Here is a 26417-nt window from a genome sequence, read left to right as displayed (position 1 = left end):
AGGCTTGGCCGCTGAACGTCAGCCCCACCTTTCACGCACAGGGAGACACGCATGGCACCCGGCCTTCCCACCGCCATGGACCGACCGCACTTCATCGGCATCGGCGGCGCCGGAATGTCGGGCATCGCGAAGATCCTCGCGCAGCGCGGGGCGAAGGTGGCGGGCAGCGACGCCAAGGAGTCGGCGACCGCCGAGGCGCTGCGCGCCCTGGGCGCCACCGTGCACATCGGGCACGCGAGGGAGCACCTCGCGGACGACGCGAGCTGTGTCGTCGTGTCGTCCGCGATCCGCCAGGACAACCCGGAGCTGGCCCGCGCGGCCGAGCTGGGCATCCCGGTGGTGCACCGCTCCGACGCGCTGGCCGCCCTGATGCGGGGCCTGCGCCCGATCGCGGTCGCGGGCACCCACGGCAAGACGACCACCACGTCGATGCTGGCGGTCTCCCTGTCCGAGCTGGGCCTGAAGCCGTCGTACGCGATCGGCGGCGACCTGGACGCCCCCGGCTCCAACGCGCTGCACGGCGACGGCGAGATCTTCGTCGCCGAGGCCGACGAATCGGACCGCAGCTTCCACAAGTACGCGCCCGAGGTCGCGATCGTCCTCAACGTCGAGCTCGACCACCACGCGAACTACGCGTCCATGGACGAGATCTACGAGTCCTTCGAGACCTTCGCCGCGAAGATCGTCCCCGGCGGCACGCTGGTGATCTCCTCCGACCACGAGGGCGCCCGGGAGCTGACCCGCCGGGTGGCCGGTTCGGTGCGGACGGTGACGTACGGGGAGGCCGCGGACGCCGACGTCCGGGTGCTGTCGGTGGCGCCCCAGGGTCTGAAGAGCGAGGTCACCGTTCTCCTCGAAGGGCGGGAGCTGACCTTCACGGTCTCCGTCCCCGGCCGCCACTACGCCCACAACGCGGTCGCCGCCCTCGCCGCGGGCGTCGCGCTGGGCGTCCCGGCCGAGGAACTGGCGACCGCCCTCGCGGCGTACACGGGCGTGAAGCGGCGTCTTCAGCTCAAGGGCGAGGTGGCCGGGGTCCAGGTCATCGACTCCTACGCCCACCACCCGACCGAGATGACGGCCGACCTGGAGGCCATGCGCGCGGCCGCCGGCGACGCGCGCATCCTGGTGGTCTTCCAGCCCCACCTGTTCTCCCGCACCCAGGAGCTGGGCAAGGAGATGGGCCAGTCGCTCGCCCTGGCGGACGCCTCGCTGGTCCTGGAGATCTACCCGGCCCGCGAGGACCCGATCCCGGGCGTGACGAGCGAGCTGATCATCGAGGCCGCGCGCGCGGCGGGCGCGGACGTGACGCCGGTTCACGACAAGGCGGACGTGCCGGCGCTGGTCGCGGGAATGGCGAAGGCGGGCGATCTCGTTCTCACCATGGGCGCGGGCGATGTCACGGACCTCGGACCGCGCATCCTGGACCGTCTCGCGCAGTAGAGCAGTGGATAGGGGCTGAGCATCATGGCGTACGACGTCGAGAAGCCGGACGAGCAGTGGCGTGCGGAGCTGAACCCGGCCGAGTACGCCGTGCTGCGGCAGGCCGCCACCGAGCCCGCCTTCACCGGTGAGTACACCGACACCAAGACCGAGGGCGTCTACTCCTGTCGCGCCTGCGGCGCCGAACTCTTCACCTCCACCACGAAGTTCGAGTCCCACTGCGGCTGGCCGAGCTTCTACGACCCGAAGGACACCGACGCCGTGGAGCTGATCGCGGACCGCTCCCACGGGATGGTGCGGACCGAGGTGCGGTGCGCGCGGTGCGGGTCGCATCTCGGGCACGTGTTCGAGGGGGAGGGGTATCCGACCCCGACGGACCAGCGCTACTGCATCAACAGCATCTCGCTGCGGCTGACGCCGGTCGAGGGCTGAGGTCACCGGCCGGGCGGGGGTTGGGGGCGAGGGTCGCTCGGCCTCGGGCCGGATCACTTCCGTACGTCGTCGGGCGTAAGGCGGGTGTGTCTGCCCCCGCCCCGCCCTGAACAGGCCCGGGTTCGACAGAGAGGTCCCCGCGGCTGCCCCGGGCCGTCCGTCGCCCCGAACCGCCCCCCTTCGAGTTGCTCGCTGCCCGCGGCCGTGCCGTCATGGACGGGGGATCACGGAGTCTGGGAGCGCGCATGACCGACGTGGCGATGTCCGGCGACGACCGTCCTACCGCCGCCGCCTGGCGCAACCTCGTGGTGGCCACCGTCGGCTTCACGCTCACCTTCTGGGCGTGGAACCTGATCGCCCCCCTGGCCGGGAACCTCGACGAGACGCTGCACATGACGTCGTTCGCCCAGTCCCTGCTGGTCGCCGTGCCCGTCCTGGTCGGTTCCCTCGGACGGGTGCCCGTCGGCGCCCTCACCGACCGCTACGGCGCGCGGGTGATGTTCCCGCTGACCAGCGCCCTGACGATCGTGCCGGTGCTGCTGCTCATCCCCGCCCACGACTCCTACGGCGCGCTCATCGCGGTGGGTTTCGTGCTCGGCCTCGGCGGTACGACGTTCGCCATCGGTGTCCCGCTCGTCAACTCGTGGTTCCCGCCCAGGCGGCGGGGCGGCGCGCTCGGCGTCTTCGGGATGGGCATGGGCGGCGTCGCCCTGTCCGGCTACTTCACCCCCCGGATGTACCGGCACAGCGAGAACCTCCCCTTCCTCGTCCTGGCGATCGCCCTCGCCGTGTACGCGGTGCTGGCGTACTTCCTCATCAACGACCGTCCGGACCGCCCCGTCCCCTCCACCCCGCTCGCCACGCGGCTCGGCCAGGCCGGGCGGCTGCGGGTGACGTGGGAGCTGTCCGCGCTGTACGCGGTCGGGTTCGGCGGCATCGTGGCGTTCGGGGTGTACCTGCCCACGTACCTGAAGACCTGGTACGAGCTCGACCCCACCGACGCGGGCACCAGGGCCGCGGGGTTCGCCCTGGTCGCCGTGGTGTTCCGGCCGATCGGCGGCTGGCTGTCGGACCGTGTCCACCCGGCCGTGGTCACCGCCTGGGCGCTGGGCGCGGTGGCGATCCTCGCGGCCCTGCAGGCCTTCGACCCGGTCCTCGTGCCGGGCGCCACCGTCTGCCTCCTGGTGATGGCGGCCGCCCTCGGCGCGACCAGCGGGGCGGTCTTCGCGCTGGTCGCCCGGGTCACCCCGCAGCCGCAGGTCGGCAGTGTGACCGGCATCGTCGGCGCGGTGGGCGGCCTCGGCGGCTTCGTCCCGCCGCTGGTCATGGGCGCCGTCTACAGCGCCAAGGACTCGTACTCCATCGGCTTCATGCTCCTGTCCGACCTCGCCCTGGCCGGCTGCGTCTACGCCTACGGCCGGATGCGCGACGCGGGCCGCGACCAGGCACCGGCGGCGCGGACCGGGCAGAAGGAGCGGGTCCCGGGCTGACGAACCCGGGACCGGCGAGGGCGCAATCCTCGGCACCGGCCATTCCCGGCGAGGGCGCGGTCTTCGGCACTGGTCATTCCTGGCCAGGCGAAGGTGCGGCCCCCGGCACTGGCCACTCCCGGCCCGGCGATAGCGCGGCCTTCGACATCGGTCACTTCCGGTCCGGCGAGGGCGCGGTCTTCGGTACTGGCTACCCCCGGTCCGGCGAGGGCGCGGCCTCCGGCACCGGCCACCTCCGCCCCAGGCTCCTCGTGGTCGCGGGCCGCGCGGGACTCCGCCGAAGTGGGGGAGGGGGCCCTCCGCCGGTAGCGGGGCAGGAGCCGCGGGCGGCGGACAGGTGTCGGTCGTCGACGCCGCCCGCGGACAGGCCGATCGCATGCCGTCCGCAATCTTGACGGCCTCGATGTTACCGGTAACATCTTCTGTCGTGCTGCGAGAGACCCGTGTCGTCCAAGCCCCGGCGTTCAGCCCGGCCGCCGTCGTCGCCTCGTGCGTCGGCTTCGTACTGATGGGCGCGCTCCAGGCCCTGTACGGCCCCGCGATCCCCGCCTTCCGCGAGGAGTTCGGGCTGTCCCCGTCCGCCGCCGGGATGGGGCTGAGCGCGCACTTCGTCGGCGGGGTCGCCGGGGTGCTGCTGTTCGACCGGTGCTACGGGGTGATCGGCAACCGGCGGATCCTCGGGGCCTCGTACCTGCTCATGGCCGTGGGGGCGGCGGGCTTCGCGCTCGCCCCGGACTGGCCCCTCGCCCTCGCCGCCGCACTGCTGGCCGGACTCGGCTTCGGCGGTATCGACTACGGCCTCAACCAGCTGTTCGCCGTGGGCTTCGGGCACCGCTCGACGGCCATGCTGAACATCCTCAACGCCCACTTCGGCGTCGGCGCCATCCTCGGCCCGGCGCTGATCGGCGTGGTCGGCGCCGAGCACTACCCGGCCGTCTTCCTCGCCCTCGCGCTGGCCGAGCTGCCGCTGCTGCTGTGCCTGAAGGGGGTAGGGGACAAGGTGCCCCAGCCGTCCGGGGCGGCCCCCGACCCCGGTGCCGTCCTCGGTCGCAGCCTCGGTTCGGTGCTCGCCGTGTTCGTCGCGCTGTACGTCCTGCACGTCGGGATCGAGGCCGGGGTCGGCGGCTGGGAGCCCACCCATCTGGAGACGGTCGGCTACGGCGCCGGGGCCGCCGCGACCGCCACCTCCGTGTACTGGCTGATGATGACCGTGGGCCGGTTCCTGACGGCGCCCCTCGCGCTGCGTTTCACGGCGCAGACGATCATCACGGTGTCGTGCGCCGGCATGACGGTCTGTCTCCTTCTGGCGTCCATCGCCGAGTTGGCGCCCTACGCGTATGCCGGTGTCGGTCTGTTCATCGCGCCGATCTTTCCCACCGGGCTGCCCTGGCTGCACCGCGCCGCCCCGGGCGCCCGCCGGGCCGGTGCCCTGGTCATCGCCGCCTCGATGGTGGGCGGGGTGGCGGCCGGACCGGCGCTCGGCAAGGCCATCGAGTGGTCGGACGTCGAGGCCGTACCCCTGATCCTCGGCGCGGTCTCGGCCCTGTGCCTGGCGGCGACCCTCTGGCTCACCCACAGCACCCGCAGCCCCCGTGGCAGCGGTATCCGCTCCGACTGAATCCCACCCGCACGGAACCAGCTGCACGGACCCACCTGTACGGACCCACCTGTACGGACCCACCTGTAGGGAAGGGAAGCTCCGCATGCCCGCACTGACGACGACGTCCCGAGGTTTCCTGCTGCACGGCGAGCCGTTCCGCATCCTCTCCGGTGCCATGCACTACTTCCGCGTCCACCCCGACCAGTGGGCGGACCGGCTGCGCAAGGCCCGGCTGATGGGCCTCAACACCGTCGAGACCTACGTTCCCTGGAACGCCCACCAGCCCGACCCGGACGGCGAGTTGGTCTTCGACGGCCTCCTCGACCTGCCCCGTTATCTCGGTCTCGCCCAGGACGAGGGCCTGCGCGTGCTGCTGCGGCCGGGCCCGTTCATCTGCGCCGAGTGGGACGGCGGCGGACTGCCCGGCTGGCTCACCGCCGACCCCGACATCCGGCTGCGCAGCTCCGACCCGCGCTTCACCGGCGCCATCGACCGCTACCTCGATCTGCTGCTGCCCCCGCTGCTGCCGCACATGGCCGCGGCCGGCGGACCCGTGATCGCCGTCCAGGTGGAGAACGAGTACGGCGCCTACGGCGACGACACCGCCTACCTCAAGCACCTCGCGCAGGCCTTCCGGGACCGGGGCGTGGAGGAACTCCTGTTCACCTGCGACCAGGCCATCCCCGAGCACCTGGCCGCCGGCAGCCTCCCCGGCGTCCTGACCGCCGGCACCTTCGGCGGACGGATCGACACCGCGCTGGAGCAGTACCGCGCGCACCGGCCCGAGGACCCGCTGATGTGCGCGGAGTTCTGGATCGGCTGGTTCGACCACTGGGGCGGCCCGCACCACACCCGGGACGCGGCCGACGCCGCCGCCGACCTGGACCGGCTGCTGTCGGCGGGCGCCTCCGTCAACATCTACATGTTCCACGGCGGCACCAACTTCGGCTTCACCAACGGCGCCAACCACAAGCACGCCTACGAACCCACTGTCACCTCCTACGACTACGACGCCCCGCTCACCGAGTCCGGTGACCCCGGCCCGAAGTACCACGCCTTCCGCGAGGTCATCGCCCGCCACGCGCCCGTCCCCGACGAGCCGGCCCCGGCCCCCGGACCCAAACTCCCCGCCACGGCGGTCCAGTTGACCCATCGCTCCCCCCTGCTCACGCATGCGGGCGCCCTCGCCGAGCCGCTGCACACCGAAGGCCCGGCGACGATGGACGAGTTGGGTCTCAGCTCCGGCTACGCCCTCTACCGGACCACCGTCCCGACCGCCGGCCAGGGGCTGCTGCACTTCGCGGGCGGCGTCGGCGACCGGGCCCAGGTCTTCCTGGACGGCGCCCCCGTCGGCGTCCTGGAACGCCGCCACCACGACGAGACCCTGCCGGTCCACGTGCCCCGCCCCGGCGCGACGCTGGAGGTGCTCGTGGAGAACATGGGCGGCGTCAACTACGGCCCCCGCATCGGCGCTCCCAAGGGCCTGCTCGGCGCCGTCTCCTTCGACGGCACCGTCCTGCACGGCTGGGACAACCACCCGCTGCCCCTCACCGACCTGACCGCCCTGCCGTTCACCCCGTCGCAGGCGGCCACGGACTCCGTACCCGCCTTCCACCGGGGCGCCTTCGAGGTGGCGGAACCGGCCGACGCCTTCCTCGCCCTGCCCGGCTGGACCAAGGGCCAGGCCTGGGTCAACGGCTTCCACCTCGGCCGCTACTGGAACCGCGGCCCCCAGCACACCCTGTACGTGCCCGCCCCGGTCCTGCGCCCCGGGCCCAACGAGCTCGTCCTGCTCGAACTGCACGGCACCACCGGCACCCGGGCCCAGCTCACGGACGCCCCCGACCTCGGACCGGAGACGTTCTGATGCCGCACCACCTGCGAGTGCCCGCACCCAGCGGACCCCCGCTCACCGGCCACCTCCCCTTCACCGACGCCCCGGGCGTGCCCGACCCGATCGAGGTCACCAGCCGCTACCTCACCCGCGGCGGCCGACCCTGGTTCCCCGTCTCCGGCGAGTTCCACTACTCCCGCTTTCCGGCCGGGGAGTGGGAGGAGGAGCTGCTGAAGATGAAGGCGGGCGGGGTGACCGTCGTAGCCGCCTACGTCATCTGGATCCACCACGAGGAGATCGAGGGCCGCGTCCGCTTCGACGGCGACCTCGACCTGCGCCGCTTCGCCGAACTCTGCGCCCGCCACGGCCTGGACTTCATCCCCCGCACCGGCCCCTGGGTGCACGCCGAGGTGCGCAACGGCGGTCTGCCCGACTGGGTCCTGGCCCGCGACGGCGCACCCCGCACCGACGACCCGGTCTACCTGGCCGCCGTACGGCCCTGGTTCGCGGCGATCGCCGAGCAGCTGCGCGGCCTCGACCGCGCCCACGGCGGCCCGATCGTCGCCGTCCAGATCGAGAACGAGCTCTACGACCGGCCCGGCCACCTGCTCACCCTCAAGCGGATGGCGCAGGAGGCCGGACTGAGCGCGCCGCTGTGGACGTCGACCGCCTGGGGCGGGGTCCAACTGCCGCCCGACGAACTGCTTCCGCTGTACGGCGGTTACACCGACGCCTTCTGGACGGACGCCGACGGAGGCTGGCCCGACACCTGCCGCAAGCACTTCTTCTTCACCCATCAGCGCGACGACGAGGGCATCGGCTCCGACCTGCGCCCGCTCGGCAGCGTGCGCGGCAGCGCCCCCGACGCCCTCGCCGACCGGTTCCCCTGGGCCACCTGCGAGTTGGGCGGCGGCATGGCGGTCTCCTACCACCGGCGCCCGCGGGTCGACGCCGCCGACATCGCCGCCCTCGGCCTCACCAAGATCGGGTGCGGCTCGGTGTGGCAGGGCTACTACATGTTCCACGGCGGCACCAACCCGAAGGGCGAACTGACCTCCCTCCAGGAGTCCCACGCCACCGGCTACCCCAACGACCTGCCCGTCCTGACGTACGACTTCCAGGCGCCGCTCGGGGAGTACGGGCAGTACCGGGACACGTACGACGAACTGCGGCTCCAGCACCTGCTGTTGGCCGACTTCGGGCATCGGATCGCGCCCATGGAGTCCGTGCTGCCCGAGGAGCGGCCGCGCGGGCAGGACGACCGCGAGACCCTGCGCTGGGCCGTGCGCAGTGACGGCGACACGGGGTTCCTGTTCGTCAACAACCACCAGCCGCACGAGCCGTTGCCGGACCACCCGGGGACGTCGTTCACCGTGGAGTTCGCGCGGGGCGGCCCGTTGAGCCTTCCGAGCGCTCCCGTGACCGTCCCGCCCGGTGCCGTCTTCTGCTGGCCGCTGCGCCTCGACGTGGCCGGTGTGCGGCTGGAGTGGGCGACGGCCCAGCCGGTGTGCACCGTGGCCGACGGTGACCGGACCGTGCTGGTGCTGGCCGCCGCCGAGGGCATCGCACCCGAACTCGCCCTGGACGAGCGGACGGTGGGCTCGGTGTCCACGCCCTCCGGTGACGTCGGGTACGCCGACGGCCGGGTCCTTGTCACCGGGCTGCGCCCCGGGCCCGAGGCCCTGGTCGAGGTGGAGAGCGCGGACGGCGGCCGGATCGGGCTGCTGGTCCTGGACGCGGCGACCGCGCGCACCGCGTACCGGGGTGTGGTGTGGGGCGCCGAGCGACTGGTGCTGGCCGAGGGCGGGGTGGTCTTCGACCACGGCGAGATGCGGCTGCACGCGGTCACCGAGCGGCCGACGTTCGCCGTGTTCCCCGCACCGGACGGGGAACCGGGTGTCGCGCGGTACACCCTGGACGCGGACGGCACCTCCGCCGGTGAGGCGTCGGTGGCGCTCGTACGACCCGCCGGGGCCGCGCCCGAGCCGGTCACCGGGGTCCAGGGGCGGGCGAGCGCCCCGGACGACAAGCACTTCGACGCCGTCGCCGCGGAGTACCGGGTCGACCTGCCGCGGGAGGTGCCGCCGGGGACGCTGCTGCGCGTGCACTGGAGCGGGGACGTGGGGCGGGCGTATGTGGGGGACGTCCTTGTCGCCGACCAGTTCTTCTCGGGCCGGGTGTGGGACATCGGGCTGGACCGGCTGCCGGAGGGGCCGTTGCGGCTGCGGGTGTCGCCCGCGCCCGACGCGGCCGCCGTGTACGTCCTGCCGCAGGCAGCGGAGGGGTGGAGGAGGGCGGGCGTCGAGCGGGTGGAGTTGGTGACCACGCGCCGCTGGGCCGTGCGGTGAGGGCTCGGCCGCGGGCGCGCAGGGCGCGTTCACGCGCGCGCCGACGCGGCTGAGCCGGATGCGCGATACGGTCCCCCGTCCCTGAGGGCGTCGTTGCCCCGGCGCTCGCGACCTATGCTGAGGCCCAGCCGTCGCCCTCGTGAGAAAGTGCCCCCGATGACCCCTCGCGCCGCCGACGCCCCCGCCCCCAAGGGGCGCAGTCGACGCAACTTCGCGGGCGCGCGGCCGGTCATGGACGACGTGGCACGGCTGGCGGGGGTGTCCAAGCAGACGGTGTCCCGGGTGCTCAACGACCACCCGGCCGTCCGGCCCGAGACCCGGGAGGCCGTGCGGGCGGCCATGCGGACTCTGGGGTACCGGCCCAGTCGCAGCGCGCGCTCGCTGGCCAGCGGGCGGACCCGGATGCTCGGTGTCATCACCTTCGACGCCGCACGGTACGGACCCGCCAGCATCCTGACGGCCATCAACACCGCCGCCCAGGAAGCGGGGTATCTGCTCAGCTCCATCGCCCTCGACGACACCGCCGACCACGACACGGTCGCCGAGGCGGTGGAGCGGCTGTCGGCCGAGGGAGCGGACGGGGTCATCGCCATCGCGCCGCAGCACCGGGTGGGGCGGGCGCTGGCCGACACCCGGCTCGACACGCCCCTGGTGGTCCTGGAGAACGAGGTCAGGGGATCCACCCCGCTGGCCACCGCCGACTCCCGCGCCGGCGCCCGCAAGGCCGTCGAGCACCTGCTGCGGCTCGGGCACGCGACGGTGTGGCACATCGCCGGACCCGCCGGCTGGACCTCCGCCGACCAGCGCATCGAGAGCTGGCGGGGGACCCTGAAGGCGGCCGGCGCCGAGATCCCCGAGCTCCTCGTCGGCGACTGGAGCGCGGACTCCGGCTACGAGGCGGGGCGCGTGCTGGCCCGGCGCCCCGAGGTCACCGCGGTCTTCGCCTCCAACGACCAGACGGCCCTGGGCCTGCTGCACGCCCTCCACGAGGCGGGCCGCCGGGTCCCCGACGACGTGAGTGTCGTCGGCTACGACGACATCCCCGAGGCAGCTCATCTGCTGCCGCCGCTGACCACCGTGCGCACCGACTTCGCCGAGATCGGCACCCGTGCGCTCCGGCTGCTGCTGGACCGTATGGACGGGCGCGCCGAGGAGCACCCGGAACCGGTGATCCCCGTCGAGCTCATCGTCCGCCGCAGCTGCGGACGCCCTGCGCGGGGCTAGTACGGTCTTGGCGGGATGCCCTTCGAGACGGTCGAGCTGGAGCTGACCGAGCGCTGGGGGACGCGGTACACCCCGGAAGGAAAGATCATCTGGACGGGGTCGCCGCTGCCCTGACGCGGGCCGCGGCCGGTCAGGGGCGGTCGAGTTCGAACCACACCACCTTGCCGCCGCTCAGCCGGGTGGCCCCCCAGCGCCGGGCGACCCTGTTCACCAGGAGCAGGCCCCGCCCGCCCTCGTCCGTGGCGCGTGCCTGTCCCAGCACCGGGAGCCGGGGCTCGTCGTCGGTGACCTCGCAGCGCAGGACGTCCGTGCGCAGCAGCCGCAGCGTCAGGGGCCGGGAGGCGAAGCGGACGGCGTTGGTGACGACCTCGCTGACCAACAGCTCGGCGGTGTCGCTCAGTTCATCGAGGCCCCAGCGGGTCAGGGTGCGCCGGACCAGGCGACGGGCCCGGCTCGGGGTGGCGTCCGAGGGCTCCAGGAACCAGTACGCCACGTCGCTCGGCGCGATGCCCTCGAAGCGGGCGGCGAGCAGCGCGATGTCGTCGTCCCGGTCGCCGGGTCCGAGCATGTCGAGCACGTCGTCGCAGAGCGCCTCCAGCGGCGGCGGACGGTCGGGGCCGGTCAGCTTCGCCGTCGCGGAGAGTCGCTCCCTCAGCTGCTCCATGCCGCTCCACACGTCCCGGATACGGGACTCCACCAGGCCGTCGGTGTAGAGCAGCAGAGTGGCGCCGGCCGGGGCGTCCAGCTCGATCGCCTCGAAGGGCACGCCCCCGACCCCGATGGGCGCGCCCGGGGGCACCCGCAGCACCTCGGCCCGGCCGCCCGGGTGCAGCAACAGGGGTGGCGGGTGACCGGCGTTGGCGATGGTCATCCGGTGGGCCACCGGGTCGTAGACCACGTACACACAGGTCGCCATGCGGTCGGTGCCGAGCCGCTGGGCCTGCTCGTCCAGGTGGTGCAGCACCTCCTGCGGCGGCATGTCGAGCCCGGCGAGGGTCTGGGCGGTGGTCCGCAGCTGGCCCATGATCGCGGCCGAGGTCATGGAGTGGCCCATGACGTCACCGACGACCAGCGCGACCCGGCTGCCGGGCAGGGGGATCGCGTCGTACCAGTCACCGCCGACCCGCGCGGTCTCGGCGGCCGGGAGGTAACGGGACGCCAGCCGGACCCCGGTGGGGCGGGGGAGGGTCTCGGGGAGCATGGCGCGCTGGAGTTCGTCGGCGATGTACGCCTCCCGGCCGTACAGGGCCGCCTTGTCGATGCCGAGCGCGCTGTGGGTGGCGAGTTGGGCGGCGATCAGGAGGTCGTTCTGCTCGAAGGCGGGGCGGTTCGGGGTGCGCAGGAAGAGCGCGGCGCCGATGACGCGGCGGCGGCCGCGCAGAGGGGCGAGGATGGCGTGCCGGTCGGCGGGGACGAGCGACTCGCCCTCCTTGCCGAGGAGTTCGGGCAGGGCGAGGTCGGCCGCCGAAGCGTCCGTGAAGACGGGGCGTACGCCGCGCAGCACCTCGGCGAGCGCGCCGCCCGTCGGCACCGCGCAGCGCTCGGCGACGAGTTCGTCCAGCGCGCGCGGGCCCGGTCGCGGGGCCCCGTCGTCCGCCTCCTCCGGTATCCGGTCCGTGCGGTGCAGTCGCAGCACCAGCGGTCCGGTGGGGCGTTCGTCGCCGACCGGCAGCGGGTCGCGCAGATAGACCAGGATCGCGTCCGAGAAGGTCGGTACGGTCGCCCGGCACAGCCCCATCACAATCTCGTCCAGGTCGATGCCCCGGGCGATCCGCCGGGTGGCGGCCCCCGCGAACCGCAGCCGGTCCCCGTCCTGGCGCATCGGCATGGGAACCGCGGCGGACGTGGAGGGCGGGGCGTCGGCGGCGGCGCGGGAGGGGAGCGGGGGAAGGGCGTCGGGGGCGGCGCGCGAGGGGAGCGGGGGCACGGCGTCCGCGGCGGCGGGCGATGGAAGCGCTCCCTCGGTCCGGCCGGGCCTCCCGGACCCGTCGGCGAAAGCCGTCGTGCGGGACCCGTCGGCGAGAGCCGTCGTGCGGGACCCGTCGGCGAGAGCCCGTGTGCGGGACCCGTCCGCCGGAGCCTCGCTCACGCCGAGGGCGACGTGTGTCGAGAGCTCGCCGACCGCCGTGAGATCGGCGGCGCCGAAGGCCTCGCGGTCGGGGCGGCGGAGGAACACGGCCACGCCCACCACGCCCCGGGTGCCGGTCAGGGGGGCGAGGAGGACACGGTTGCCGTCGGGGGCGGGGTGCGCCGCGCCCAGCAGTTCACGCAGCGCGCCGTCGAGTTCGGGGGAGGGGCGGCCCAAGGTCGCACCCGCACGCAGGACTTCGGCCAGGACGCCGGACCGGCTCACCGAGGTGAGGGCCGGTACGGATCCGCCCACGACGCCGCCCGGGTCCTTCCCGGGCCCGGAGTCGGACTCCAGCTCCTTCGCGGTCATCCGAGCGAGTTCCAGGCGCAGTTCACTAAAGGCGCGGTGGCCCAGGACACGGACGGCGCGGGTGACGGTGGCCTCGCTGGTGCCCGCGAGTTCGGCGATGGCGGCCTTGGTGAGGGACGCCCCGCGAGCCGGGTCGGCGGCGAGGATCTCGACGACCTGCCGCACCCGAGGTGGAGCGCCGGCGGGAAGCCGCCTCAGCAGGGCGCCTCCGGTGAGCGAGGGGCCGCGTGGCGCGGGGACATGGGCGTTGCGGACGTCGCCGGCCGCCAGCCGGAGGGTGCGGGGCACCGTCCCCGGCCCGCCCGCACCGTCGGGGGCGGCGTCGAGATAGACGAGGACCGTGTCCGCCACGTGCTCCGCGCTCACCGCGCAGAGCTCCCGGACGACCGCCGCACGGTCCTCGGCGCGGGCGATGCGGCGAACCGCCAGGGCGAGCAAACGTTGGGGATCCGACCGCATTGCCTCTCCGTGCAGGTGACCACGGGCACGGACTCCACAGCCCGGCGTCTGACATCCTCGGGGAGCCCGGAAGATCTGTCCAGCCGTTCAAGAACAGCGGGTCCTGCCAACTTGCCGTCCGCAAAGGTCACTTGGTCGTACGGAGAGTGCCCGTCCGGTCACCGCCCGAGCGGCAGCGACACCGTGAACACCGTTCTGCCCGGCTCGCTGCCCACCTCGACCGTCCCTCCGTGGGCCCGTACCAGGGAGCTGGCGACGGCCAGGCCCAGGCCGCTGCCGCCGCGGTCGCGGCTGCGGGCCTTGTCGACCCGGTAGAAGCGGTCGAAGACCTTCTCGCGGTCGGCGGGCGGGATGCCGGGACCGGCGTCGACGACCCGCACGACCGCCTGGTCGGAGTCGGCCGACACGGTCACCGACACCGGGGTGCCGGCGGGGGTGTGGACGGCCGCGTTGGTGAGGAGGTTGTCGAGGACCTGGCGGACGCGGTGCGGGTCGAGGCGCAGGACGAGCGGGTCCAGGGCGTCCGGGACCGTCAGGGGGTGGTCGGGGTGGGCGGCGCGGAAGGCGTCGGCCGCCTCGTGGACCAGTTCGACCAGGTCGGTGTCCGTGGGCCGCAGCGGGGTGTCCACCTCGGCCGCGTCCAGCCGGGCGAGCAGCAGCAGGTCGTCCAGCAGGACGCCCATCCGGGCCGCCTCCGCGCGCAGCCTCGCCAGATGCCGTTCCCGTTCCCCGGGCGCGTTGGCGGCGGCGTACTGGAAGAGGTCCGCGTAGCCGCGTACCGACATCAGCGGCGTACGCAGTTCGTGGGAGGCGTCCGCGACGAACCGGCGCAGCCGCTGTTCCGCCTCCGCGCGCACCGCGAGCGAGTCGTCGATGTGCTCCAGCATGGTGTTGAACGCGGTGCGCAGCTCCTCGACCTCGGGGCCGCCGCCCTCGCGGTCCGCGCGCAGCGGCAGCCGGGCCTCCGGGTCGGTGAGGTTGTGCGAGGAGATGCCGTGCGCGGTGTGGGCCATGTCGCTGAGCGGCTTCAGGCCGTTGCGCAGCACCTTCCGGCCGAACAGGACCAGCGCCAGCAGCGCGAGCCCGAAGGTGACGACCTGGATCGTGATCAGCTGTCCCACGGTCTCGTCGATCTCGTCCATCGGCGCCGCGCTGACCAGGACCACCCCGGGTTCGACCTCGCAGGCCCGCAGCCGGTAGTCCCCGGCGCCCTCGAGGTGCTCGGTGCGCAGCACCTCGGTGCCGCCCGCGGTCTGGGCCTGCGCCAAGGACGTGAGGTCGTCGACGTCCTCCGGCAGGTCGGAGGCGTCCTCGGGGGTCCGCAGCTCGGCGGTGCCGTCCTTCACGTCGTAGACCGCGTAGTACCAGCGGTAGTACTTCTTCCCCGCGAGCGAGCCGTGGTCCGCGATGCTCTTGGACTGGGCGACCTGGGCGAGCTGGAGCTGCTCGTTGAGCTGGGCCGACAGATAGTCGCGCATGTACGTCGTCAGGGCGGTGCCCACGACGCCGAACACCACCAGGGCCAGTGCGCCGAGGCCCAGCGCCAGCCGGGTGCCGAGGCGGAGCCTGCGGTAGGTCCGGCGCAGCCGCCCGATCACTCGGGCGCCTGCCGGATCACGTAGCCGAAGCCGCGGACGGTGTGGATGAGCGGCGCCCTGCCGTCGTCGGGCTCGTCCAGCTTGCGGCGCAGCCGGCTGACGACCAGCTCGACGACGTTGGAGCGGCCGCCGAAGCCGTACTCCCACACGTGGTCGAGGATCTGCGCCTTGGTGAGCACGGTCGGCGACTTGCGCATGAGGTAGCGCAGCACCTCGTACTCGGTGGGGGTGAGGGTGAGCTGCTTGTCGGCGCGGCGCACCTCGCGGGTGTCCTCGTCCATCGACAGGTCGCCCACCCGCAGCACGGACCGCTGGAAGCCGGGCCCCGCGGAGCGCCGCAGCACGGTCCGCAGCCGCGCCATCAGCTCCTCCACCGCGAACGGCTTGACCAGGTAGTCGTCGCCGCCCCGGGTCAGCCCCGCCACCCGGTCGGCCACCGCGTCCCGGGCGGTGAGGAAGACCACCGGCACCATCGTCCCCGAGCTGCGCAGCCGCTCCAGGACGCCGAAGCCGTCGATGTCCGGCAGCATCAGGTCGAGCACCACGATGTCCGGCCGGAACTCCGCGGCACGGCTCAGCGCCTCCTCCCCGGAGTTCGCCGTCACCGCGTCCCAGCCCTCGTACCGGGCGACGGTCGCGACGAGGTCGGCGATGGGCGGGTCGTCGTCCACGACGAGGAGGCGTACTTTTTCCACCTGTTCATAGTGCGTCACGCGGGCACCGGACTCCGGGGCCGGTACTGTCTCGCGGCCACATCGATAACCACTTGAAAGTTGCACGACAGGTAATCGACAGGTCGCCCGAGCCAAGCTCGAGGTACACCGGCCCCGATCAAGGAGCTCCCTTCCGTGACGACGACCGTCAAACCGCCCACCGCGCCCCCCACGGCGATACGGCCCAAAGTGGTGGCCCGCACCGGCCTGTACGCCGTGATCGCCGTGAACGTGGCCATGGTCGCCTTCTTCTTCGCCCAGGCCGGGTTCGCCTCCAACGCGCTGATCGTGCTGGGCCGGCTCGCCGGTCTCTACGGCGCCCTGTTCATGGCCTGCCAGCTCCTGCTGGTGGCCAGGCTGCCCTGGCTGGACCGCCGGATCGGCATGGACCGGCTGACCTCCTGGCACCGCTGGACCGGCTTCGGCATCCTGTGGACGCTCCTCGCCCACCTCGTCTTCATCGCCTTCGGCTACGCCGAGGGCACCGAGGTGGGACCGATCGGCACGGTCGTCGACCTCGCCGAGACCACCGAGGGTGTGCTCCGCGCGCTCACCGCCTTCGGGATCATCCTCGTCATCGGCTGCGTCTCGGCCCGCTACGCCCGACGCCGGCTGGCCTACGAGACCTGGCACTTCATCCACCTCTACACCTACGTCGCGGTGCTGCTGGCCTTCACCCACCAGGTCGCCGTCGGTACGACGTTCACCTCCTCGACCGCCGCGACCGCGTACTGGTACGGCCTGTGGACCGTCGCCCTCGGCTCGGTCGTCCTGGGCCGGATGGTGCTGCCGCTGTGGCGCAACCTCCGCCACCAGTTCCGTGTCGAGGCGGTCGTCCCCGAGTCCGACAACGTCGTCTCGATCTACGTCACCGGGCGCGACCTCGACAAGCTGCCCGCCCGGGCCGGCCAGTTCTTCCTGTGGCGCTTCCTCACCAAGGACCGCTGGTGGCAGGCCAACCCCTTCTCCCTGTCGGCGGCCCCCGACGGCCGCACCCTGCGCCTGACCGCGAAGGTCGCCGGTGACGGCACCGCCGCGCTGCGCCACCTCGAGATCGGCACCCGCGTCTTCGCCGAGGGCCCCTACGGCGCCTTCACCGCGCTGCACCGCACCCGCCCCGAGTCCGTCCTCATCGCGGGCGGCGTCGGCGTCACCCCCATCCGCGCCCTCCTGGAGGAGCTGCACGGCCACGCGGTCGTCATCTACCGCGTCGCCACCGACCGGGACGCCGTCCTCCACGAGGAGCTGCACCAGCTCGCCCTCGCCAAGGGCGCCGAGCTGCACCTGGTCACCGGCCCGCCGGTCCCCGACAAGCTGGCCCCGGCCGAGCTGCGGCGCCTGGTCCCCGACATCGCCGACCGGGACGTCTTCCTGTGCGGGCCGCCCCCGATGATGAACGCCGTGCTCGCCACCCTGCGGGAGCTGGGCGTGCCCAAGGCGCAGACCCACTTCGAGCGCTTCAGCCTGGCGGGATGAGGAACAGATCGTGAAACGAGCCATACCTGTAGTCGTCCTCAGCATCGCGGGCCTGGTCCCCATCTGGCGCTACGAGCCCTCCCTGGGCGGCAGCACAACGACCCCGGAGGCGGCCTCCACCCCGTCGGCCTCCTCCTCCACCGGATCGTCGTCGTCGCGCACCGTCGTCAAGGGCTCGACGCTGAACACCGAGAAGGGCCCTGTCCAGGTCGAGGTGACCTTCCAGGGCGACAAGATCTCCGCCGTGAGGATGCTCCAGCAGCCGAACCACCCCCAGACGGCGGCGGCGGTGCCGAAGCTGATCGCGGAGACGCTGCAGGCGCAGAGCGCGGACATCGACACGGTGTCCGGTGCGACGATCACGAGCGACGGCTACCGCGAGTCCCTCCAGGCCGCGATCGACGCCCACGCCGAGGCGGCCGCCGCGTCGCCCTCCCCGTCCGCGTCCACCGCCCCGGCGGCGCGAACGGTCGACGGCCCCGCGGTGAACACCGAGAAGGGCACCGTGCAGGTCCAGGTGACCTTCGACGGCGACAAGATCTCCGCCGTGAGGATGCTCCAGCAGCCGAACCACCCCCAGACGGCGGCGGCGGTGCCGAAGCTGATCGCGGAGACGCTTCAGGCGCAGAGCGCGGACATCGACACGGTGTCCGGTGCGACGATCACGAGCGACGGCTACCGCGAGTCCCTCCAGGCCGCGATCGACGCGAAGGGCTGACCATGCACAGGGTCGAACACGTCATGGGGTTCCCGGTCTCGCTGCGGGTCGACGACGAGCACGTCGGCGAGCGCGAGGCGGACGCCGTCTTCGCCTGGCTGCGCCAGGTCGACGCCCGCTTCAGCCCCTTCAAGCCCGACAGCGAGGTGTCGCGGCTGGGCCGCGGCGAGATCACCGAGGGCGAGGTGAGCGCGGACCTGCGGATCGTGCTCGACCTGTGCGAGCACTACCGGGCCGCCACCAAAGGCGCGTTCGACGTACGGCTGCCGGGGCGGGGCCTCGACCCCTGCGCGGTCGTCAAGGGCTGGTCCGTGCAGCGCGCCGCCGAGCTGCTGACGGCGGCCGGCGCCACCCGGTTCGTGCTGAACGCCGGTGGTGACGTGATCACCGCCGGCGGCCCCTGGCGGGTGGGCGTACGGCACCCCGACCACGCCGACCAGCTGTGCGCCGTGCTGGACCTGACGGACGGCGCCGTCGCGACCTCCGCGCGCTACGAACGCGGCGACCACATCATCGACGGCCGCACCGGCCGCCCCGCGACCGGACTGCTCAGCCTCACCGTGGTCGCCGACTCCCTCACCGAGGCCGACTCGGTCGCCACCGCGGCCTTCGCGATGGGCACCGAGGGCGTGGACTGGGCGGCCGCCCTCCCCGGCTGCGAGGTTTTCGCCGTGGACGGGGAACGCCGGGTGCTGAGGACACCTGGGTTCCCCCTCTCGGGGGAGCGGGCGGCGGTGGGGTGAGAAGCCTGGCCGGACGGGCGGTTCAGATGGGCTGCGGCTCGAAGTCCCAGTACGGCGGATCGTCGGCCGCCGTCGACAGCGCCGCCACGCAGGCCAGCAGCAGCGGATGCTCCTCGTCGACGGCCGCCCGCGCCCGCCGCAGGGTGTCCTCGCGCACGGCGGCGGCCTCCTCCCGGCGCCCCGAGAGGTGGCGCACCGCCGCCGCGTTGAGGGCGCAGCCCAGGGTCCACGGATGGTCGGCGCCCAGAGCGGACGTCATCCCGCGCAGCGCCTGCTCGACCAGCCGCCGCGCCGCCGCGTGGTCCCCGAGCCGCCAGTGCGCCAGCCCCAGGTTGCCGTGCACGCCCACGGTGTTCGGATGGTCCTCGCCGAGCAGGTGCCGGTAGTCGTCGGCGACCTGGAGCGTCAGGTCGGCGCAGGCGCGGGGATCGCCGTGGGTGCGCAGGAAGGACGCGTGGTCGGCCTGGATCATCAGCGTCATCGGATGCCGCCCGCCCTGAAGCTGACCGCACCGCTCCACCAGGCCCCGCAGCAGCTCCCCGGCCGCCTCGTAGCGGCCCGAACGGCGCAGGCACAGGGCCTGGTTGTGCAGGGCGAGCAGGGTCTGGCTGTGGTACTCGCCGATGGTCTCGCGGTGCAGCCGGGTGTTGGTGTCCTGGAGCTCGGCGGCCTCCCGGTGGCGTCCCAGGAGCCGCAGGGAACGGGCGTAGGTGAGCCCGGTCAGCAGGGTCAGACGGTGGTGGCGGGGCAGCAACCGCTCGCGCAGGGCCAGCAGTTCACGGTGTACGGCGGCCGCCTCCAGGTAGCGGCCGAGCAGCCCGAGGGCCACGCCGAGGTTGTGCAGCGAGCCCTGGGTGTGCGGCGCCTGAGGCCCCTCCAGGGCGTCGTAGGCCCGCCACACCCGGTCGCACAGCTGGTGCGCCTCCTCGAACAGGCCCAGTGCCATCAGGGTGCCGCCGAGCCCGACCTGCGCCCGCAGCAGATCGGAGTCGTCGGCCTCCCGCTCGTACTCCAATTGCTCGACGACGGCCCGCCCGACGGCCTCCGCCTCGCGGTAACGGCCGCAGCGGCGCAGCATGTTGGCGTGCTGGTGGACCAGCACCAGCATCGAGGGGTGGGTCGGCGGCAGCCGCACCCGCCAGCGCGCCAGCACCTGCTCGCACAGGGTGAGCCCGGTGCTCTCCTCGTCCCGCAGCCGCAGGTACTCGATGCAGTTCAGCACGAGTTCGCGCACCGAGTCCTCGGCGCTCTCCAGCGCGCCGGACGGATACAGATGCGGCAGCAGCCCGGCGTACGTCGGCCAGGCCCGCACGTCGGAGGGGCGCTGCGGGTCGGCGGAGACCAGGACCCGGCAGGCGACCGCGGACAGCTCGTCGCGGTCGGCGGGGGAGAGGGTGCGGCGCAGGAAGCGGTGGTAGAGGCGGTGCATCTCCACGCTGTCGACGTAAGGGTCGCTGTCCGAGCCCTGCACGTAGTCCATGCGGACGGCCGTCGACTCCGAGAGGCGGGCCAGCGCGTTCTGCCAGCGCACCGGGTCGGCCGCCAGCTCGTTCAGATGCGGCGGCAGGTCACCGCGGGCCTGCTGGAGCTGGCGTACCGGGATCGAGCCGGGGGAGAACATGGCGAACAGGCGCAGCAGTTCGGTCGTCTTGGGGTTGTCCTGCTCCAGGGAGCTGAGGGTGATCGCCCAGCTGGCCTGGAAGCCGATCGGGTAGTCGGGCAGGGTCTGGATGCCGATGTCGTCGGCGTCGGCGCGGCGCAACCGGGCGATGTAGTCGGCGGCCGGCATCCGGTTGGCGTCCAGCCAGGCCGTGGTCTGCGCGAGCAGCAGCGGGAAGTCCTCCACCGCGTCCGCGAGTTGGTCGGCCTCGTCCTCGGTGAGCCGCTCCACGTGACGGCGGGCGTAACTGACGCTCTCCGCCCGGGTGAACCGCTCCACATGGATCTCCGCGACCCCGCCGGAGGCCGCCCAGCCGCGGGTGAGGGTGGTGATGGCGACATGGCCGCCGCTCTCCGGCAGCAGGTCGTCGACCTGTTCCATGTCGTCGGCGCTGTCCACGATGAGCAGCCAGCGCCGCCGGCCGGTGCGCAGCGCCTCCCGCACCGCGCGCACCCGCTCGCCCAGCGCTCGCGCGTCGGTGAGCTGGAGCCGGTCGGCGAGGTCGGCGAACTGCTGCCGTGCGGTGGCCCGGAAGCCGGCGCTGATCCACCAGACCACGTCGTACTCGTTGGCGAAGCGGTGCGCGTACTCGATGACGATCTGGCTCTTGCCCACCCCCGAGATCCCCCGCAGCGCCACCCGCGCCCCGGCCGGACCGCCGCTCTCGAACAGGGCGTGCAGCTCCTCGAGGACCGGGTCGCGGCCCGTGAAGCGCAGGTTGCGGCGCGGCACGTTCCACACGGCGGGCGGCGCGTCCGGGAAGCGCGGTGCGAGGGGCGCGTCCTCCTCGGGGGGCGGCTCGGTGTGCTCCAGGCCGAGCGCGGCCAGCATGCGGCGCAGCGCCTCGGCGGGTTCCAGGTCCCGCAGCGCGGGCGGGCCGAGGACGGCGGCCGCGGCGGGCAGCGCGAGGGTGGACAGGTCGACCGCGGCGAACCGGTCGCGGCGCGGCTGCACCACGTCGGCCAGCGCCCCGGCCCACTCGGCCTCGGTGCGGTGGCCGAGCCGCAGATACCCCTCGTCGAGGAGCAGCAGGATGCGGCCCGGCGCGCCGAGCAGATCGGTCAGCAGCCGGTTCAGCGGTACGCCCGGCGGGGGGTCCCAGCGCAGCAGGTCGGTGCGGCAGCCGTGCCGCTGCAACTGGTGCGCGGCCCAGGTGGCCCAGGCGCGGTGGCTGCCGGCGTAGCTGATCGTCACGTGGTCGGGGGACCAGGGGTCGGAGGAGCGGGGGGCGGGCAGCGGGCCGGGGCGGGGGCCGCCGGGGAGGGTGGCGGGGCGGCCGTTCGCGGAGGGCACCACGATGTGTCCCGGGCCGGCGGGCACCGTCTCCGCGACGATCTCGCTGGGCAGTTCGACCGTGCGCACGGGCACGCCCCAGCGGTTGGTGATGGTCAGCCAGAGCGTGCCGAGGCCGGGGGTGCCGTCGGCGGTGACCACGAAACGCGCCGGTCCGTAGGTGCCGCCGAAGCGGTGCAGGACGACGCTGGGCTCGCTCAGCGCCTCGCACACGAAGTGCGGGGCGCCGTCCAGCGCGACGCCGAAGTCGAACTCCTCCTCGTCGTAGGGCCAGTGCTCGTCGCCCGTCGGCCCGTTGAGGTCGACGGTGACGAGATAGCTCTGCCCGGCCTGCGCCGTGCGGGGCCAGCCGACCAGGGGTTCGACCAGCAGGGAGGAGGCGTCGCCGGTCATGTCCTCACCTCCTGGGTACGCACCCTGAGCCGGAGCGTGGTCTGCGGGTGTCCGAAGTAGAGGAACATGAAGCTGTAGAGCACCAGCAGGATCTCCCGCTGCCGCTCGGTGCGTTCGCCGCCGTCGACGTCGAGCCAGGACAGCGGGTCGGGTAATCGGGCCACGGCACTGGCCCGGAACTCCCGCAGGGCGCGGGCCACGGGCAGCTCCGGATCGGCGCACACCCGGCCCACCAACTCCCTGATCAGCGCATGGGCGACATCGTCGCCGACCTTCCCGGACGTGGCGATGCAGCCGCCGGCGCCCTTGCGCAGGAACAGCTCGGCGAAACCGCGCAGCGCGCTCTCGCCCCGCCCCCGGTTGTCGAACAGGCGCCCGGACTCACAGGCGTTGAGGCAGACCAGGGTGGATCCGCCGCGCAGCGCGGGCATGGTCTGCCGGTTGAGGTCGCTCCAGCTGACCGAGGCGATCCTGACCTCGTGGGCGCGGGTGCCGTACTCGGCGTGGCATCCCATGTACACCAGGCCGGCGCCGAGGTCGGGGCGGGCGAGTTCGGTGAGGAAGGTCCGGGGGGTGCCGATGTGCGCGCGGTGCACATAGCCCTCGAACACCTCGACGTCCCGGCTCATCTGCTCGGCGTAGTAGCCCACGACATGCCCCGAGCAGGACGCCGGGGTGCCGAACGGGGTGGTACCGGCCTCGCGGACGGTCGTCCAGCGCACCACCGTCACCAGGGCGCCCAGGATTCCGGCGACCAGGCCGTGCTCCGGGCGCCCCGGCAGGTGCAGCAGCTCCCAGGGGATGTCGTGGTCGGTGTCGTCCCAGACCACCAGCTGGAGCTCCGGGCCGTGCCGGGCCCGCAGCCCGTCGATCCAGCGGACCAGGGGAGCCTGGCCCTCGGACCACTCGGCGAGCCCCAGCAGGATCTCGCTCGGCGGCATGGAGCTGCCGGGGCGCAGGTTGTGCAGCACCAGGTCGTCCGGGCGCAGCCGGGTGTACTCGGAGTCCAGCCGGGTCTCCAGCTCACCGCTGTGCCCGGTCAGCCAGAACGCGTCCTGCCCCGGCTCGCCGTACGCCCGCTGCACCGACAGCTTCGCGAACCCGGCGGGCAGCCGGGCGTCCGGGTCGACGGGCGCGGCGGGCAGCCGTACGGCCTCCTGGGGTTCGGCCACGTGCTCGGGGACGGCCGCCGGGCGCGGCACGGCCAGCGGCTCGGGCGCCGGCGGCCGGGCGGGCAAGCCGGGGCCCAGGGGCATCGCCCCGCCGAGACCGCGGGGGCCGGACGGTTCAACGGACACCGGTCACCCCCCGCGCGGTGCGTCCGGCCACGGTCACCCCGCCGAGCGCGTCGGCGAGCTGGAACGTCAGGTCCGGGTACGGCTGGCGGGCGGCGTCCACGACGACGGAGTGCAGCCGCATCCGTCCCATCGCGCCGATCCGGCCCGCCGCCGACAGCGCGTCCTCGATGCCGGTACGGCGCACCGGACCGGGCAGCCGGTCGCCCGTGCCGGTGTCCAGCGGAACGTTGCCGCGGCCGTCGGAGACGACCACCAGCCAGGCCTCCACCAGGTTGGAGCGCTGCTGGAAGGCCCGGCGCAGCAGTTGGTCGGTCATCGCCAGGCCGTGGGCGAGGGGGCTGCTGCGCCCGGCCGGGCGGTGCAGGGCGCGCCCGACCCGGGGGTCGAGGACGCTGCGGGCGACGAAGTGGTCGGCCCTGAGCTCGTGCGCCGCGTCCCGGCTGCCGACCTCGACCACACAGATCGAGGCGCGGCCGGTGTAGGCCCACTGGACATAGGGGGCGAGGGCGGGCTGCCAGTCCCAGCCGCGGCGGCAGGTGTGGTCGAGCAGCAGCACCAGCATGCGCTCCGCGACCGGCAGCCGGGCGTAGCTGCGGAAGTCGCCCGGCAGCACCACCAGTCGGCCGTCGGCGTCCCCGCGCAGGGCGCGGCGGCCGGGCAGGTTCTGGTGTTTGGCGGCCTCGATGGCGGTGGCGACGAAGGCGAGGTCGCGCAGCGCCGTCGCGGAGCGTACGCCGATCACCGGACCCCGCGCCGAACTGGGCTCCGGGCGCCGCTGCCAGGGGATCCGCAGCGGGGCGAACTCCCTCAGGAACCGCGCGTCGTCCTCCGGGAAGGGCGAGCCGACCCCTTCCCCCGTGTCGGCGGCGAAGGTGTCCAGGGCCTCGGCCGGCCCGGCGGGTACGGCGACGGCGGCGCCCGACGGCTGCGCCGCGAGAGCGTCGTCCGACACCGGGTCGGGCTTCGCGGGCTCCGGTACGGGCCGCCGCTCACCGTCGCCCTCGTGGGTGACGGGACCGCGGTCGGCGGGCAGCCCGGAACCGGGCGGTACGGCGGGCCGCGCGGCCACCCCGATGAGCCGCGCGGCCTCGTCGACCCGCTCGGGCCCGCAGTCGGCGTCCCCCGCGAACACGGCCAACGCCCGGGCCAGCCGCGCGAGTCCGAGCGCCCGCCGCGTTCCCCGCTCCGCGTCGAACAGTGCCACGGCCCGGGCCGCGCCCTCCTCGGACAGCGCGCACCGTGCCCGCTGAGGTGAGCCGAGAACGTCTTCCCAGCCCTCGGGAAGCTCGGCGAGGAACGGCCCGGAGCGGGGCGTGCCCGGGACGTCCCCGCGAGGCCGGTCCAGTGCGTCCAGGAGGCGGTCCGGTTCCAGGCCCGCCGCGTTGAGGCGGATCGGGAAGCGGTCCAGCAGATGGGGGGAGAGGCGGCCCACCTCCGACTCACGGCACGCGGCCAGCCAGCGGGCCCGGGGGCGCCAGCGGGCGCGGAAGCCGGAACGCTCGACCGCGGCGACGTCGGCGCCCAGCAGTTGGACCGCCGCCCGCATCCCGGGCAGGCTCAGCCGGACCAGGTCGGGCACGACGACCAGGGTCGAGGCGTCCGGGTCGGTGTCGACCAGCGGCCCCGGGGCGAGCGAGAAGTTCATCCCGGCGCCCTCGTGCCGCAGCGTGGGCCGCAGCCACAGCTCGTCGTCCCCGGTGACCGAGCCGAGCATCGCCCGCCGCACCGGGCGTCCGCCGCGCACCGCGAGCAGGGCCGCGAAGGCGTCCATCACCGGCGCCACCATCTCCGGCTCCAGATCGAACAGCAGCACCCCGTCGAGCCCGGGGCCCAGTACGGAACACGCCAGCACCTGCGACAGGCGCTGCCGTGCCGCCCCGGCCCGCCCGTCCAGGGCCGCGGTCATCCCAGCAGCCCGTCGAGCAGGGCGGACTCCTCCGGGGTCCATTCGACGGGTCCGCCGTGGGCCGCTTCGGGACGGCGGTGCCGCAGCGAGAGCGGGGCCACCTTGCGCACATGCCGGGGCGCGACCTCCTCGGCGCCCTCGAAGGCCGCCAGGGCGCGGGCGGCCCAGGCGGTGACGACCTCGCCGCGGTGGCCCACGGCCCGCAGCTGGGTGGCCACGTCGGCGCAGAGCTTGGCGACGTCCTCGCTCAGCGTCACGTCCTGCACCGCGGCCCGCGCCGCGTCCAACCGCTCGCGCAGCGCCTCGTCCGCGGCGAGTCCGTCGGCCAGCCAGGACGACTCGGTACCGGCCTCGTCGTCGAAGCGCAGCACCGCCAGCACCATCGCCCGCCGGGCCTCCTGGTCGAGCTCGGAGACGGCGACCATCAGCCCGAACCGGTCGAGCAACTGCGGCCGCAGACCGCCCTCCTCGGGGTTCATCGTGCCGACCAGCCCGAAGCTGACACTGCGCACGGCGTCGATGGCCTCCCGCTGCACCGACAGCACCCCGGTGGAGACGACGTCGAGGATGATGTTGACGATGTGGTCGTCGAGCAGGTTGACCTCGTCGATGTACAGCAGCCCCTTCTCGCCGGCCTCCTCCAGCAGGCCCGGCTGTGTCTGGGCGACGCCCTGCATCAGCGCGTCGAGTTCCCAGCCGCCCAGCACCCGGTCGTCGGTGGCGTTGATCGGCAGGGTCACCGGCAGCTCCCCGCGGGTCAGCAGCGAGAACGCCCGGACCACGGTGGACTTGGCGGTCCCGCGCTGCCCGCTGACGAGGACGCCCCCGATCCGCGGCGCGATGTAGTTCAGTTCCAGCGCGAGCTTCAGCTCGCTCTGCCCCACCACATAGCTGTACGGCAGGATGTGGATCCGCGAGCCACCGGCCGCACCGGTCACGAGGTGCCGCCCGGCTTCCAGCGGAAGGTGACCACGAGCTGGGCCTCCGCCGTCGACTTCACCAGGATCGCGCCCAGTTCGGCGTCCAGCTTGATCGACAGCTGGAGCTCCACCTCGTCGGGGACGAGTCCGTCCCCGAGGTCACCGAGCCGGACCGCCGCCTGCCGCGCGCACCGCCGGGCCAGGTCGAGACCGTCGGTGTACACCTCGCGGGCCGCGGTCATCACCCGCTCGGCCGGATTGCCCCGGGTGTCGATGCCCCGGTACACGTCGTCGATGCCGCCGGTGGCCGGTACGCCGTCCACCTCGACGTAGACCGGCCCGTCCAGGCCGTCCGACGCCACCCCTGTCACGATCGCCATGCAGCACTTCCCCCGTCCAGCGAACCGGATCCCCCGTGCCCCTACCTTCCCC

The 26417-nt window shown here is 73.6% G+C and carries 18 protein-coding genes and 1 pseudogene; 10 read left to right on the top strand and 9 right to left on the bottom strand.

Annotated elements, in window-relative coordinates; translation table 11 throughout:
* The first annotated feature begins 51 nt into the window (after positions 1 to 51).
* From murC to ACZ56U_RS01960, 7 genes are all read left to right on the top strand, one after another.
* Positions 52 to 1440: a UDP-N-acetylmuramate--L-alanine ligase gene (gene murC / locus ACZ56U_RS01990; RefSeq protein WP_469082072.1), complete on the top strand. Its 1389-nt coding sequence runs from the start codon at positions 52 to 54 to the stop codon at positions 1438 to 1440.
* Positions 1441 to 1464: 24 nt separating this feature from the next.
* On the top strand, positions 1465 to 1872 hold the full coding sequence (msrB, locus tag ACZ56U_RS01985) for a peptide-methionine (R)-S-oxide reductase MsrB (RefSeq protein WP_469082071.1): 408 nt from the start codon (positions 1465 to 1467) through the stop codon (positions 1870 to 1872).
* Between the two features lie 245 nt (positions 1873 to 2117).
* Complete coding sequence (locus ACZ56U_RS01980; protein ID WP_469082070.1) at positions 2118 to 3362, top strand: nitrate/nitrite transporter; 1245 nt, start codon at positions 2118 to 2120, stop codon at positions 3360 to 3362.
* Positions 3363 to 3765: 403 nt separating this feature from the next.
* On the top strand, positions 3766 to 4980 hold the full coding sequence (locus ACZ56U_RS01975) for an MFS transporter (protein WP_469082069.1): 1215 nt from the start codon (positions 3766 to 3768) through the stop codon (positions 4978 to 4980).
* An 85-nt stretch (positions 4981 to 5065) separates the two neighbouring features.
* Positions 5066 to 6829 (top strand): glycoside hydrolase family 35 protein, encoded by a 1764-nt coding sequence (locus tag ACZ56U_RS01970; RefSeq protein ID WP_469082068.1) that lies wholly within the window; start codon positions 5066 to 5068, stop codon positions 6827 to 6829.
* Positions 6829 to 9144: a beta-galactosidase gene (locus ACZ56U_RS01965; RefSeq protein WP_469082067.1), complete on the top strand. Its 2316-nt coding sequence runs from the start codon at positions 6829 to 6831 to the stop codon at positions 9142 to 9144. Before ACZ56U_RS01970 ends, ACZ56U_RS01965 begins: the two co-directional genes overlap by 1 nt.
* Before the next feature lie 156 nt (positions 9145 to 9300).
* Positions 9301 to 10368, top strand: coding sequence for a LacI family DNA-binding transcriptional regulator (locus ACZ56U_RS01960; protein ID WP_469082066.1), 1068 nt, complete (start codon positions 9301 to 9303; stop codon positions 10366 to 10368).
* A 130-nt stretch (positions 10369 to 10498) separates the two neighbouring features.
* Here the strand turns inward: ACZ56U_RS01960 and ACZ56U_RS01955 are convergent, their stop codons facing one another.
* From ACZ56U_RS01955 to ACZ56U_RS01940, 4 genes and pseudogenes are all read right to left on the bottom strand, one after another.
* Positions 10499 to 12577, bottom strand: coding sequence for a SpoIIE family protein phosphatase (locus ACZ56U_RS01955; protein ID WP_469082276.1), 2079 nt, complete (start codon positions 12575 to 12577; stop codon positions 10499 to 10501).
* Positions 12578 to 12808: 231 nt separating this feature from the next.
* A pseudogene (locus ACZ56U_RS01950) lies at positions 12809 to 13267 on the bottom strand (hypothetical protein); the annotation flags it as partial.
* Positions 13268 to 13425: 158 nt separating this feature from the next.
* Complete coding sequence (locus ACZ56U_RS01945; RefSeq protein ID WP_469082065.1) at positions 13426 to 14865, bottom strand: sensor histidine kinase; 1440 nt, start codon at positions 14863 to 14865, stop codon at positions 13426 to 13428.
* Positions 14862 to 15560, bottom strand: coding sequence for a response regulator transcription factor (locus ACZ56U_RS01940; RefSeq protein WP_469082064.1), 699 nt, complete (start codon positions 15558 to 15560; stop codon positions 14862 to 14864). Before ACZ56U_RS01940 ends, ACZ56U_RS01945 begins: the two co-directional genes overlap by 4 nt.
* A 153-nt stretch (positions 15561 to 15713) precedes the next feature.
* Between ACZ56U_RS01940 and ACZ56U_RS01935 the strand changes: the two genes are divergently transcribed.
* The 3 genes from ACZ56U_RS01935 to ACZ56U_RS01925 are packed head-to-tail and all read left to right on the top strand — an operon-like array spanning position 15714 to position 18515.
* Positions 15714 to 17054 (top strand): ferredoxin reductase family protein, encoded by a 1341-nt coding sequence (locus ACZ56U_RS01935; protein WP_469082063.1) that lies wholly within the window; start codon positions 15714 to 15716, stop codon positions 17052 to 17054.
* Positions 17055 to 17064: 10 nt separating this feature from the next.
* Positions 17065 to 17772, top strand: a complete 708-nt coding sequence (locus ACZ56U_RS01930; RefSeq protein ID WP_469082062.1) for an FMN-binding protein — start codon at positions 17065 to 17067, stop codon at positions 17770 to 17772.
* A gap of 2 nt (positions 17773 to 17774) precedes the next feature.
* A complete protein-coding gene (locus ACZ56U_RS01925) occupies positions 17775 to 18515 on the top strand; it encodes an FAD:protein FMN transferase (RefSeq protein ID WP_469082061.1) in 741 nt (246 codons plus the stop codon).
* A 22-nt stretch (positions 18516 to 18537) separates the two neighbouring features.
* Here the strand turns inward: ACZ56U_RS01925 and fxsT are convergent, their stop codons facing one another.
* The 5 genes from fxsT to ACZ56U_RS01900 are packed head-to-tail and all read right to left on the bottom strand — an operon-like array spanning position 18538 to position 26365.
* On the bottom strand, positions 18538 to 21861 hold the full coding sequence (gene fxsT, locus ACZ56U_RS01920; RefSeq protein ID WP_469082060.1) for an FxSxx-COOH system tetratricopeptide repeat protein: 3324 nt from the start codon (positions 21859 to 21861) through the stop codon (positions 18538 to 18540).
* On the bottom strand, positions 21858 to 23159 hold the full coding sequence (locus tag ACZ56U_RS01915; RefSeq protein WP_469082059.1) for a CHAT domain-containing protein: 1302 nt from the start codon (positions 23157 to 23159) through the stop codon (positions 21858 to 21860). Before ACZ56U_RS01915 ends, fxsT begins: the two co-directional genes overlap by 4 nt.
* Positions 23149 to 25065 carry a hypothetical protein gene (locus tag ACZ56U_RS01910; protein ID WP_469082058.1) on the bottom strand — a complete coding sequence of 639 codons (1917 nt, stop codon included), beginning with the start codon at positions 25063 to 25065 and terminating at the stop codon, positions 23149 to 23151. Before ACZ56U_RS01910 ends, ACZ56U_RS01915 begins: the two co-directional genes overlap by 11 nt.
* The gene (locus tag ACZ56U_RS01905) at positions 25062 to 26003 is read right to left on the bottom strand and encodes an AAA family ATPase (RefSeq protein ID WP_469082057.1); all 942 of its coding nucleotides are present in this window, start codon (positions 26001 to 26003) and stop codon (positions 25062 to 25064) included. Before ACZ56U_RS01905 ends, ACZ56U_RS01910 begins: the two co-directional genes overlap by 4 nt.
* On the bottom strand, positions 26000 to 26365 hold the full coding sequence (locus ACZ56U_RS01900; RefSeq protein ID WP_469082056.1) for a CU044_2847 family protein: 366 nt from the start codon (positions 26363 to 26365) through the stop codon (positions 26000 to 26002). The genes ACZ56U_RS01905 and ACZ56U_RS01900 overlap by 4 nt, the downstream gene beginning before the upstream one ends.
* Positions 26366 to 26417 lie beyond the last annotated feature (52 nt).

It is taken from the genome of Streptomyces sp. NPDC034103, assembly GCF_055575395.1.
This window is presented reverse-complemented; position numbering and strand designations above follow the sequence as displayed.

Excerpts from the sequence above, each read along its gene's own strand:
- ACZ56U_RS01970 (WP_469082068.1), top strand. The coding sequence starts at position 5,066 with ATGCCCGCACTGACGACGACGTCCCGAGGTTTCCTGCTGCACGGCGAG.
- ACZ56U_RS01925 (WP_469082061.1), top strand. The coding sequence starts at position 17,775 with ATGCACAGGGTCGAACACGTCATGGGGTTCCCGGTCTCGCTGCGGGTC.
- ACZ56U_RS01980 (WP_469082070.1), top strand. The coding sequence starts at position 2,118 with ATGACCGACGTGGCGATGTCCGGCGACGACCGTCCTACCGCCGCCGCC.
- ACZ56U_RS01965 (WP_469082067.1), top strand. The coding sequence starts at position 6,829 with ATGCCGCACCACCTGCGAGTGCCCGCACCCAGCGGACCCCCGCTCACC.
- ACZ56U_RS01900 (WP_469082056.1), bottom strand. The coding sequence starts at position 26,365 with ATGGCGATCGTGACAGGGGTGGCGTCGGACGGCCTGGACGGGCCGGTC.
- ACZ56U_RS01910 (WP_469082058.1), bottom strand. The coding sequence starts at position 25,065 with ATGACCGCGGCCCTGGACGGGCGGGCCGGGGCGGCACGGCAGCGCCTG.
- murC (WP_469082072.1), top strand. The coding sequence starts at position 52 with ATGGCACCCGGCCTTCCCACCGCCATGGACCGACCGCACTTCATCGGC.
- fxsT (WP_469082060.1), bottom strand. The coding sequence starts at position 21,861 with ATGACCGGCGACGCCTCCTCCCTGCTGGTCGAACCCCTGGTCGGCTGG.
- msrB (WP_469082071.1), top strand. The coding sequence starts at position 1,465 with ATGGCGTACGACGTCGAGAAGCCGGACGAGCAGTGGCGTGCGGAGCTG.
- ACZ56U_RS01960 (WP_469082066.1), top strand. The coding sequence starts at position 9,301 with ATGACCCCTCGCGCCGCCGACGCCCCCGCCCCCAAGGGGCGCAGTCGA.
- ACZ56U_RS01975 (WP_469082069.1), top strand. The coding sequence starts at position 3,766 with ATGTTACCGGTAACATCTTCTGTCGTGCTGCGAGAGACCCGTGTCGTC.